Genomic DNA, 11492 nt, shown 5'->3' on the forward strand with positions numbered 1-11492 from the left:
TAGGTTTGGTGTGAGCGCAATTTATATTTTATAAATCAAAGAGATTAGACTTTAAATGATAACAAATAAATGTCTAATCTCTATTTTATTTAAACCCGATTCTTACATCAAATTAATCTTATGCTAAATTATTATTAATTTTACTTCTTTTTTCTTTTTCTTGAGCATCTACGGCAGCTAATGCAGCCATATTCACCATTTCATCTACACTAGAACCTAATTGTAAAATATGTACAGGTTTACTTAATCCTAAAATTATTGGACCAATAGATTCTGCGTGGTTTAATTGTTTCATTAACTTATAAGTAATGTTTGCAGATTCTAAATTAGGGAAAATTAAAACATTTACTTTTTTACCATTTAGTTTCGAAAACGGAAATTCTTTTGCCAACATTTCTGGATTTAAAGCAAAATCTGCTTGTAATTCTCCATCAATAATAGTGTCTGGAAAGTGTCTGTGTAAGTAAGAAACAGCTTCGGTTATCTTTTTAGAAGTTTCTGAACTTGAAGATCCAAAGTTAGAAAAAGAAACCATTGCCATGTTTGGTTTCATACCAAACATTTTTACAAAATTACCAGTCATTTGCGAAATTTTCACCAATTCTTTTGCCGTAGGGTTTATGTTAATTGTAGTATCTGCTAAAAATAACGGACCTTGTTTGGTTAACATTAAGTTGGTTGCAGCAATTTTAGTAATTCCTTTGTCTTTTTCAATTAGTTCTAAAATTGGTTTTAAAACAGTTGGGTAAGGTCTAGAATATCCTGTAATTAATGCATCTGCTTCTTCTTCATTCACCATCATTGCAGCAAAATAATTACGTTCTCGCATTAATTTTGTCGCTTCAGATAAAGTACGTCCTTTACGTCTTCTATTTTTCCAATAAATTTTTCCAAAACGCTCTCTACGTTCTGCTTCTTCATCAGTTTTTGGATCTATAATTGGCACAATTTCAGTAAAACCTATTTCTGCTTTTAAAGCTAAGATTACTTCTTTTCTTCCTAACAATATTGGATGACCAATCTTTTCATCATGTACTCTTTGTGCAGCTTTTAAAACATCTATATGGTCTGCTTCTGCAAAGACAATACGTTTTCTATTACTTTTTGCTCTATTGTGTAAAAGTCTAATCTCTTTATTTCCAGAGCCAGAGCGCTCCATTAATTCTTCTCTATACTTATCCCAATCTTCAATAGGTTGTAAAGCAACACCAGAATCCATTGCTGCTTTTGCAATAGCTGGTGGAATTTCATAAATTAATCTTGGATCAAATGGTTTTGGAATAATGTATTCTCTTCCGTACGCTAAACTTACTTCATCATAAACAATGTTTACTTGTTCTGGTACCGATTTTTTAGCCAAATCTGCTAAAGCATGAACGGCTGCCATTTTCATTTCCTCATTAATTTTGGTAGCTCTAACATCTAAAGCTCCTCTAAAAATAAATGGAAATCCAAGTACATTATTCACTTGGTTAGGATGGTCAGATCTTCCCGTAGCCATTATAATGTCTTTTCTTGTAGCAACTGCTAAATCGTAATCTATTTCTGCCACAGGGTTTGCCATTGCAAAAACAATTGGGTCTTTAGCCATGGTTAAAAGCATTTGTGGGGTAACTACATTTCCTTTAGATAAACCAATAAAAACATCAGCATCATGCATTGCTTCATCTAGAGTGTGTAAATCTCTATCGGTTGCAAATTCTGCTTTTTGTGAAGTAAGGTTGTCTCTATCACTTCTAATAACACCTTTACTGTCGCACATTACTACGTTTTCTTTCTTTGCACCTAGTTTTAAATATAAAAGGGTACAAGAAATTGCCGCAGCTCCAGCTCCGTTAACTACAATTTTTACTTTACTAATATCTTTATTGGTAATGTCAATCGCATTTTTTAAGGCTGCAGCAGAAATAATTGCTGTTCCGTGTTGGTCATCGTGCATAACAGGAATATCTAATTCCTCTTTTAATCGTCTTTCAATTTCAAAAGCTTCTGGTGCTTTAATATCTTCTAAGTTAATTCCACCAAAAGTAGGTGCAATTGCTTTTACCGTTTGTATAAAAAGTTCTACATCTGTTGCATCTACTTCAATATCAAAAACATCAATATCTGCAAATATTTTAAAGAGTAACCCTTTACCTTCCATTACTGGTTTAGAGGCATCCGGACCAATATCTCCCAAACCTAAAACGGCAGTTCCGTTAGATATTACAGCAACTAAATTTCCTTTAGCTGTATATTTATAAGCATTGTTTTTGTCTTTTTCAATTTCTAAACAAGGCTCTGCAACACCTGGTGAGTATGCCAAAGCTAAGTCGTGTTGAGTGGCATATTTTTTAGTAGGAACCACTTCTATTTTTCCTGGTTTTGGTTTTGCGTGATATAATAAAGCTTCGTGTCTTTTTCTAGAATCGCTCATATAATAAGTCTTTGCTTGTTTAAGCTTACAAATATATGATTTTCAGTGAAAGAGAGAATTTATTTTCAAATCTTTTGATAGGCGTTAATTTTTATAAAATTAGATCTTTTATTTTTTTAAACACCTTGATGTTAGGGCACTATTTTTTGTTGTTTAACAAATTTTAAAGATTTAGGTCGATCATAAAGTTTATGTTTGTTCTTATCAACACAACTAAACTATGAAAAAATATACTTTTCTTCTATTTTTCTGGGTATCAATATCTGTCTTAGCACAAGTAAAAGGAAACATTACAGATACAAATAATGCGCCTTTATCATTTGTAAGTATTTATTTGGATGAAACCGTTACAGGAACAACTTCTAATGATAACGGAGCATATGTTTTAAACATTACTAAAAAAGGAAAACATACTGTTGTTTTTCAAATTTTAGGATATACAACGTTAAAAAAGGAAATAAATATTACGTCTTTTCCTTTTGACTTAAATGTTCAATTAGAAGAAGAAAACGTACAGTTGGCAGGAATTTCTATCTCTACAAAAGACAATCCTGCTAATAGAATTATTAGAAACACAATAGCAAATAAGGATAAAAATACTGATAAATATGCAAAGTATACTGCTAAATTTTACTCTAGAGGTTTGTATAAAATTAAAGATGCTCCAGAGAAATTTTTAGGTAAAAATTTGGGCGATTTTGGTGGAGCTTTAGATTCTACAAGAAGCGGAATTATTTATCTTTCTGAAACGGTTTCTGAAATTCATTTTCAGAAAAACCCGAAAAAGTTTAAAGAAAAAATTATTGCTTCTAAAGTAAGCGGAACAGATAATGGTATTAGTTTTAATAGGGCAGAAGATGCAAATATTAATTTTTATGATAATAGTGTTACTTTTGGTAGCGATTTAATTTCGCCAATATCTACCAATGCTTTTGGTTATTATAACTTTAAGTTAGAAGGATCTTTTTATGATACAAATGGAAAACTCATCAATAAAATAAAATTACTTCCAAAGCGTAAAAATGATCGCGTTTTTAATGGTTATTTATACATTGTAGAAGATGATTGGGCTATTTATGGTGCAGATGTTTCCGTTACCGGAGCGCAGGTAAACATACCAATTGTAGATGTATTAAATCTAAAACAAAACTATAATTATTCAGAAGCAAACGATGCTTGGGTGCTAATAAGTCAGAGTATAGATTTTAAAGTAGATGCATTAGGTTTTAATTTTGATGGGCGCTTTTCATCAGCATATTCTGCATATAATTTTACACCAAAATATAACGAAAACACGTTTACCAATGAGGTTTTATCGTTTGAGAAACAAGCAACCGAAAAAGATACCTTGTATTGGAATACCTTAAGACCTGTACCTTTAACGGAGGAAGAAACTGTTGATTATAAATTTAAAGACAGTTTAAAAGTGGTAAGAAAATCTAAAAAATATTTAGATTCTGTAAATAAAAAACAAAACAAGTTTAATTTACTCTCTGCTATAACAGGTTATACGTATAGGAATTCTTATGAGAAATGGGCTATTTCTTACAATGGTTTAATTAATGACTTTAACTTTAATACGGTACAAGGTTTTAATGTTTCTTTAGGAGGTAGTTACTTTAAAAAGCAAAATGATACAGGGAAATGGTGGAATGTAGGAGGAAAGGTAAATTATGGCTTTTCGGACAAACGTATAAGGCCTACTTTCTTTTTAACTAAAAATTGGAATGATATTTCTAGACCTAAGATGACAATTTCTGGAGGGATTACAACGGCTCAGTTTAATGGTAGAAATCCTTTAATGAAATTAAATAACACCGTGAGTTCTTTGATGAGGAGGTTAAATTATTTAAGAATTTACGAAAAGGAGTTTGCTAAAATTAATTATTCAGAAGAAATTGTAAATGGAATTTACCTAGCTACATCATTTGAATATGCAAATAGAAAACCACTTTTTAATACCACAGATTACTCTTTTGCAAAGCAAGATAAAAACGGAGGTTATAAGCCTAATAATCCCTCAGATGTTATTGATGTGTTTGAAGAGCATAAAATTGCTACTTTAAATGTAGGCGCTACTTTTGTATTCGGACAAAAATATTTGTCTTATCCTGATAGAAAAGAAAATATAGACAATGAAAAATATCCGTCATTGAATGTTAATTATACCAAACGTTTTGGAGCTTCTAATTCCGAATTAAATTCAGATGTATTCACAGCAAATTTAACACAAGATATCAATGCAGGAAATTATGGTGAATTTTCTTATAATGTTAGGGGTGGAGTATTTCTTAAAAAGAAAGACATAGCTTTTATGGACTTTTTACAAGCCAACGGAAACCAATTACTTTTTCCGTTAGATCGTGAGTTAAGTAGCTTTGGTTTGTTAGAATATTATAAATTTTATACCAATGATAAATATGCAGAAGCACATATTCAGCATGATTTTAAAGGAGCTGTTTTAGGGAAGATTCCGTTGTTAAATAAATTAAATCTTCATTTAGTTGGTGGAGCAAAAACCTTAGTGATGGCAGATAAAAAACCGTATACAGAATACTCTATTGGTTTAGATAATATAGGTTTTGGTAAATGGCGTTTTTTAAGAGTAGATTATGTAAGATCTTTTCACGGAGGAATTAAAGATGAAGGTTTATTGCTTCGATTGAGTATGTTTTAATATTTTTGATACATGAAAATTCAAGTACTTTTTTTCGGAATAACCACAGATTTAGTAGGTTTATCAGCTTTAGAACTTAATATAGCGGATGTTGCTACTGTTGCAGATTTTAAAAACTCTTTAAAAGAGGAGTATCAGCAATTAGAAAAGTTGAACTCTTATGCAATTGCTGTTAATGAAAGTTATGCAACTGATGATTTTCTTCTAAAAGAGAATGATGTAGTTGCTATAATTCCACCAGTTAGCGGAGGTTAACATTAAAGTCTATCTTAATCTTTCCATAGGGAAGAGGTACTCTTGTGATCTCTTTTGAATAGATTTTTAGTTACCCTCAGTGAATCTCTGTGTTTTCTCTGCGAGTCTCAGTGTAACAACTATTTCTTAAAATATTTTTTATCAACATAAAAAGTACCAAAAGGAATCACAGAAGCAATTAAAACCATCCCTAAAGTTTTATTGTTCCAATTCATTTCTTTTTTGATAACAATAGCCAATACTACATATAACATAAAAAGGATTCCATGAGGCATTCCTAACATTTTTACATAAGAATCATCGTGTTGTAAATATTTTATAGGTGTAGCAATAAATAATAATAATAGATAAGAAACTCCTTCTAAAATACTTACAATTCTAAAGATATTTTTCATATTGATAATTTTTGTCAATGTAACTTTTGGAGGTATTCTCTGTTGAATATTACTAATTCTTAATGTACAGAAAATCCCTTGTAAAGACGATTCATTTATTTTTGCAAAAATACAACTTTGTTTCCCTATTTTTGCTTAACAATGGTAAGAACTTCAATAAAAATTACTTCAGATAAATTAGATTTACAAGAATGTTATCGTTTTGTAGAAGATGATTCTTGTGGCGGAATTTCTGCATTTATAGGAACGGTAAGAAATGATACTCAAGGAAAAGAAGTTACGCAATTAGACTTTTCTACCTATAAACCAATGGCGATTAAAGAAATGCAAAAAATTGCAGATTTGGCTTTAGAAAAATTCGATATTAAAAAAATAGCTATTCATCACGCAGAAGGAATGTTGCAAATTGGAGAAGTTCCAGTGATTATAACTACGTCTTCTAAGCATAGAAAAGCCGCTTTTGAAGCTTGTGAATTTGCAATTGATACTTTAAAAGAAACGGTTCCAATTTGGAAAAAAGAATATTTTTCAGACGGAGAAGTTTGGGTGAATGCACATCCTTAATTCTAGTTTTCGGCTCTTAGTTACATTCTCAATGCTGGTGCGGGCGTCTCGCTCGTATCTTTTCTTAAAATATTGTTGAGTAAGTTTGTGGAAATTACTCCACGTGTTATTGGTGTTTGCACGAGCGGGACGCTCGCGCTAGCGGATATCAGATGGCGTCTTAAACAAGTTTAAAAGTTTAAGAAAACTGTGTTTTCTATGTTTCTATGTGGTCAATTTTTTTAGTATGCAACTTACACAACAGTGAGCAACTGTTAACTGCTACTGAATACTGTTTACTTAACCGGTCTACTTTGCAACCATAAATAATACTGTAGTCCAAATAAAATAGCACCTGCCAATAAATGTGTTGCTTGCGTACCCAAAGGAAACTCGGCATAATACATTAACATTCCAGTAATGGTTTCTAAAAAGATTAATGCAACTACCCAATTTACCAATTTGTATCCTAGGTTTTTAGCCTGATTTATGTAAAATAAAACAAAGTTTATCAATACAATTGCAATGGTAAAAGATCTATGAAAGTAGAATTTAAAACTCGGATTCATTAAACTGTAATCTTTGTTTTCGAAACCATAAAGCTTTACTTGCTCGTCTATAAATTGCCTTACTTGAGTTCCCATTGCTATTTGAATTAAAGAAAATACGGCAGAAATAATAAGTAATTTACTAAATAGTGAATTGTAATTGTAGGTTTTCTTTTTATCTGAAGTAATAAATTTTAATTGTAATAACAGCGCGATAATAATTAAACCAATAACCATGTGAATAGTTATTATAGAAGGTTTTAAATTTGTGTCTACTACTGTTTTTCCTAACCAAGCTTCTACCAACATTAAAAAGAAAGCAGTATAAGCAAGTATAGGAATTCTTTTATCTGTTTTCCAGAATTTTGTAGCACCGTATATTAAGAATAAGAAAACAAAACCTGCTAAAACAGATGATAGCCTGTTTATGTACTCTGTCCAGGTGTGAAATTTATTAAATTTTGCGTAATCATGTTTTGTATAAGTAGCCCAATTACTTTTATTGAATTGTTCCGTCGTTTTAATATCGTGTTCTGCAACAAACAGCGCCTCATCTTTAATGATGATAAAACCTTTTTTAAATTCAGAATTTGGTTTCCAGGTAATTTGTTCTTCCGCTGTAGGCGGAATATAATAGCCAAAACATTTTGGCCAATCTGGACATCCCATTCCTGAGCCAGTCATTCTAACAACAGAGCCTGCTAAAAAAATTAAGTAAACAGATATAATGGCAATTTGTACAGTTTTTGTGAAGCTACTTTTCATTATAAATAAAAGTTTTTACAAAAATAAGGCAAAAAAAATTCGTTTAAAATAAATTAAACGACTTGTTCTTGTAAAAAAGGAAATACTTGCCAATATGTTTTTAAAACAGCTTCGTTTTCTAAATAATTATACTCAATTAGTTAAAATGATCCTTTGTTTTTTATAAAGTGCCTGTTTTGTAAAAAAAAATAAGACAAAAAAAAGCCGCTTAAAAAATTAAGCGACTTGTTCTTTTCAAAAAATTTAAAATTATAGAACTCTAACGTCTACTGCATTTAAACCTTTTCTACCTTCTTTAAGGTCGAACTCTACTGCGTCACCTTCTCTAATTTCGTCAATTAATCCTGATACATGTACAAAGTACTCTGTGTTTGAATCATCTTCTGTTACAAATCCAAATCCTTTAGATTCGTTGAAGAATTTTACTGTCCCTTTTTTCAAAATAATATAATATAAATGTTAATAATACTGCAAATATAAGATTATATTAATTGATATTACCAAAATGTGGTTTTAAATAATTGTTTTCTTTTTGTAAGTATAACGTAACAGATTGTAAGTGTGAAAAAGTAAATAATTGTTACAAAAATTATTTAATAGAGGTCTTTTAAGAAACTCAATACCGATAGTAGTTACAGCGATTTTGTATTGATAATTGTGTGGTAATGAGATTTTTAAAAAATCATTTTTTTAGCGTTAAATTTCGAAAAACTGTTAATTTGTTAAAAACTTCAAGGGTTTTGTGAATAAGTATAACTTTTATTTTGGAGCAAAAAATCCAATCTTTGTTAACACTAAAAATAACAATTAAACACCCTTCATTTACCTTGGAAATTACGCATATTATAAAAAGAGACTCAGAAACAACCACATTTGAGTTAGAGAAAATTATTAATGCTATAGAAAAAGCAATGCTTACCGTTAACAATGGTTCTAGAAATGATGCTATTGCTATATCAAATATTGTACATGGTACATTATTAGAAAGAAGGTTAAATGAACCAGATTATATTCCTACAGTAGAGCAAGTACAAGATATCGTAGAATATAAATTAATGGACAGTCCTTTTCATGACGTTGCAAAGGCATACATATTATATAGAGACGAACAAACTAGAAGTAGAAAACCAAATATTTTTGAGAAGAGAATTAACTTAAAGCCTTACGATTATCCTGCTTTAGGAGAATATGTAGATGCTATTAGACATTCTTATTGGATTCATACAGAATTTAATTATACAAGTGATATTCAGGATTTTAAAACCTCTCTTACCGAGGTAGAAAAAAATGCGATAAAAAATACCATGTTGGCAATTTCTCAAATAGAAGTTGCTGTTAAAACTTTTTGGGGAGACATTTATAAAAAGATGCCAAAACCAGAAATTGGTTCTGTAGGTGCAACTTTTTCTGAAAGTGAAGTGCGTCATCATGATGCGTATTCTCATTTATTAGAGATTTTAGGGTTAAATAATGAGTTTAAAAACTTAAAGAAGAACCCTGTTATAATGAAACGTGTTAACTATTTAGAAGCCGCGTTAAAGAATGTAAACAGTGAAGACAATCAAGAGTTTTCTGAGTCTATAATATTGTTCTCTTTATTTATAGAGCACGTGTCTTTATTTTCTCAGTTTTTGATTATCATGGCTTTTAACAAGCATAAAAATGTATTAAAAGGTATCTCTAACGTGGTAGAAGCGACTTCTAAAGAAGAGCAGATTCATGGAGATTTTGGTATCGATTTAATCAAAATTATAAAAGAAGAAAACCCAGAATGGTTTAGTGAAGAGCACAATTTATTGGTTCAAGAAACTTGTAAAGAAGCTTTTAATTCTGAAAGTAAATTAATCGATTGGATTTTCGAAAAAGGAGAATTAGACTTTCTACCTAAAGATGTAATTAATGAATTTATTAAAAATAGATTTAATAATTCTTTAGAAAGTATTGGTATTGCAAAAGTATTTGAGGTAGATCAAAAATTATTAGCAGAAACAGATTGGTTTGATGATGAAATTATTGGAACCAAACATGGTGATTTCTTTGTAAAAAGATCAATCAACTATAGTAAAAGAACAAAAAGTATAACTAGCGACGACTTATTTTAAATTATGAACTTGAACGAAACAAAAACAACAGAACTTACAGAACACGAACAGTTAATTCAAGTTAGAAACGCTGCTAGGAAAGAAATGCTTAAAGGTAAAGACCAGCCAGAAATTACATGGCTAACAGAAAATAGTCGTAAATTTTTACAATCTGGTTATTTAACAGGAGATACTACACCAGAAGAAAGAATACGTGAAATTGCAGACAATGCAGAGCGTATTTTAAATATGGATGGGTTTTCTGATAAGTTTTATAAATATATGGCAGAGGGGTATTACTCTTTAGCTTCACCAATTTGGTCTAACTTTGGTAAGAAAAGAGGTTTGCCAATTAGCTGTTTTGGATCGCATGTGGCAGATGATATGGGAGATATTTTGTTCTCTCAATCAGAAGTTGGTATGATGTCTAAATTAGGAGGAGGAACTTCTGGATACTTTGGTAAGTTGCGTAAAAGAGGTGCCGATGTAAAAAACAACGGTTCATCTTCTGGTTCTGTACACATTATGCAGTTGTTCGAAAAAATGGTAGATGTTGTTAGTCAAGGTTCTGTAAGACGTGGACGTTTTTCTCCATATTTACCAGTAGATCATCCAGATATTAAAGAGTTTTTAGAAATAGGAACAGAAGGAAACCCAATTCAAGAATTAACGCATGGTGTTACTGTTGGTGACGAATGGATGCAAGCAATGATTGATGGTGATGTAGAAAAAAGAGGTATTTGGGCTAAAATATTACAAAGAAGAGGAGAGATAGGATATCCTTATATACTTTTTAGAGACAACGCAAATAACGGAACGGTAGATGTTTACAAAGACAAAAACCACGAAATTTATGCGAGTAACTTATGTACAGAAATCATGTTGCCTTCTAATGAAGATTGGTCTTTTGTATGTTGTTTATCATCAGTAAACTTATTACATTATGATAAGTGGAAAGATACGGATGCAGTTGAAACTCTTACGTATTTCTTAGATGCAGTAATGCAAGAGTTTATCACTAAGTTAGAAGTATATAAAGATTCAGACGATAGAGACGATCAGTTTACGTTCCGTTTTATGGAAAAAGCGTATAATTTTGCTAAAGAAAACAGAGCTTTAGGTTTAGGTGCTTTAGGATGGCACTCTTTATTACAATCTAAAATGCATGCTTTTGACAGTGCAGAAGCGTATGCTTTAAACAGTGAAATCTTTAAGGTAATTAAAGAGAAATCTTACAAAGCATCAGAAGAAATGGCGAAGTTGTATGGTGAGCCAGAAGTATTAAAAGGATACGGAAGACGTAACACCACTTTAAATGCAATTGCACCAACAACATCATCAGCATTTATTTTAGGACAAGTTTCTCAAGGAATTGAGCCAATTTGGTCTAATATCTATGTAAAAGATATTGCAAAAATTAAAACAACAATTAAGAATCCAATTTTAGAAGCATTATTGGAAGAAAAAGGACACAATACATCAGATATTTGGAAAAGTATTAGAGATAATGATGGTTCTGTACAACATTTAAGTGTTTTAACAGAAGCAGAAAAAGATGTGTTTAAAACCTATTCAGAAATTGATCAAAATGTAATTGTATATCAGGCAGCTAATAGACAAAATCATATAGATCAAGGACAGTCTATCAATATTATGGTACATCCAGATATGCCAATTAAAGAAGTGAATTCGGTTTATATTAATGCTTGGAAATTAGGTGTAAAATCTATGTATTACCAACACAGTATGAATGCTGCTCAGAAATTTAAGCAAAAGAAAGAATGTGCTAGTTGCGAAGGGTAATTAGTAATA

Annotated in this window: 9 protein-coding genes; 5 read left to right on the forward strand and 4 right to left on the reverse strand. The window is 30.8% G+C overall.

What is annotated here, in order from left to right; translation table 11 throughout:
• Positions 1-118 precede the first annotated feature (118 nt).
• Positions 119-2416, reverse strand: a complete 2298-nt coding sequence (locus GQS57_RS05730) for an NADP-dependent malic enzyme (protein WP_165731619.1) — start codon at positions 2414-2416, stop codon at positions 119-121.
• Between the two features lie 220 nt (positions 2417-2636).
• Between GQS57_RS05730 and GQS57_RS05735 the strand changes: the two genes are divergently transcribed.
• Positions 2637-5093 (forward strand): DUF5686 and carboxypeptidase regulatory-like domain-containing protein, encoded by a 2457-nt coding sequence (locus GQS57_RS05735; protein WP_165731620.1) that lies wholly within the window; start codon positions 2637-2639, stop codon positions 5091-5093.
• A gap of 12 nt (positions 5094-5105) precedes the next feature.
• The gene (gene moaD / locus GQS57_RS05740; RefSeq protein WP_165731621.1) at positions 5106-5348 is read left to right on the forward strand and encodes a molybdopterin converting factor subunit 1; all 243 of its coding nucleotides are present in this window, start codon (positions 5106-5108) and stop codon (positions 5346-5348) included.
• A 119-nt stretch (positions 5349-5467) separates the two neighbouring features.
• On the opposite strand, the gene GQS57_RS05745 is transcribed toward moaD, so the two are convergent.
• Positions 5468-5743, reverse strand: coding sequence for a DUF3817 domain-containing protein (locus GQS57_RS05745; RefSeq protein WP_165731622.1), 276 nt, complete (start codon positions 5741-5743; stop codon positions 5468-5470).
• Between the two features lie 141 nt (positions 5744-5884).
• Here GQS57_RS05745 and GQS57_RS05750 point away from each other — a divergent pair, with 141 nt between their 5' ends.
• Entirely contained in the window at positions 5885-6307 is a 423-nt protein-coding gene (locus tag GQS57_RS05750; protein WP_165731623.1) for a molybdenum cofactor biosynthesis protein MoaE, read from the forward strand.
• Positions 6308-6582: 275 nt separating this feature from the next.
• On the opposite strand, the gene GQS57_RS05755 is transcribed toward GQS57_RS05750, so the two are convergent.
• Positions 6583-7599, reverse strand: a complete 1017-nt coding sequence (locus GQS57_RS05755; RefSeq protein WP_165731624.1) for a heme A synthase — start codon at positions 7597-7599, stop codon at positions 6583-6585.
• 249 nt (positions 7600-7848) lie between these two features.
• Positions 7849-8040 (reverse strand): cold-shock protein, encoded by a 192-nt coding sequence (locus tag GQS57_RS05760; RefSeq protein WP_068447358.1) that lies wholly within the window; start codon positions 8038-8040, stop codon positions 7849-7851.
• Positions 8041-8426: 386 nt separating this feature from the next.
• Here GQS57_RS05760 and GQS57_RS05765 point away from each other — a divergent pair, with 386 nt between their 5' ends.
• On the forward strand, positions 8427-9701 hold the full coding sequence (locus tag GQS57_RS05765; protein ID WP_165732010.1) for a ribonucleotide-diphosphate reductase subunit beta: 1275 nt from the start codon (positions 8427-8429) through the stop codon (positions 9699-9701).
• 3 nt (positions 9702-9704) lie between these two features.
• On the forward strand, positions 9705-11483 hold the full coding sequence (locus GQS57_RS05770; RefSeq protein WP_165731625.1) for a ribonucleoside-diphosphate reductase subunit alpha: 1779 nt from the start codon (positions 9705-9707) through the stop codon (positions 11481-11483).
• Positions 11484-11492: the final 9 nt, after the last annotated feature.

Source organism: Polaribacter sp. 20A6, assembly GCF_011378915.1.
GTDB classification, from domain to species: Bacteria; Bacteroidota; Bacteroidia; order Flavobacteriales; family Flavobacteriaceae; genus Polaribacter; species Polaribacter sejongensis.

Coding starts and splice junctions, on each gene's coding strand:
- GQS57_RS05745 (WP_165731622.1), bottom strand. CDS start 5,743: ATGAAAAATATCTTTAGAATTGTAAGTATTTTAGAAGGAGTTTCTTAT.
- GQS57_RS05750 (WP_165731623.1), top strand. CDS start 5,885: ATGGTAAGAACTTCAATAAAAATTACTTCAGATAAATTAGATTTACAA.
- GQS57_RS05770 (WP_165731625.1), top strand. CDS start 9,705: ATGAACTTGAACGAAACAAAAACAACAGAACTTACAGAACACGAACAG.
- moaD (WP_165731621.1), top strand. CDS start 5,106: ATGAAAATTCAAGTACTTTTTTTCGGAATAACCACAGATTTAGTAGGT.
- GQS57_RS05730 (WP_165731619.1), bottom strand. CDS start 2,416: ATGAGCGATTCTAGAAAAAGACACGAAGCTTTATTATATCACGCAAAA.
- GQS57_RS05755 (WP_165731624.1), bottom strand. CDS start 7,599: ATGAAAAGTAGCTTCACAAAAACTGTACAAATTGCCATTATATCTGTT.
- GQS57_RS05735 (WP_165731620.1), top strand. CDS start 2,637: ATGAAAAAATATACTTTTCTTCTATTTTTCTGGGTATCAATATCTGTC.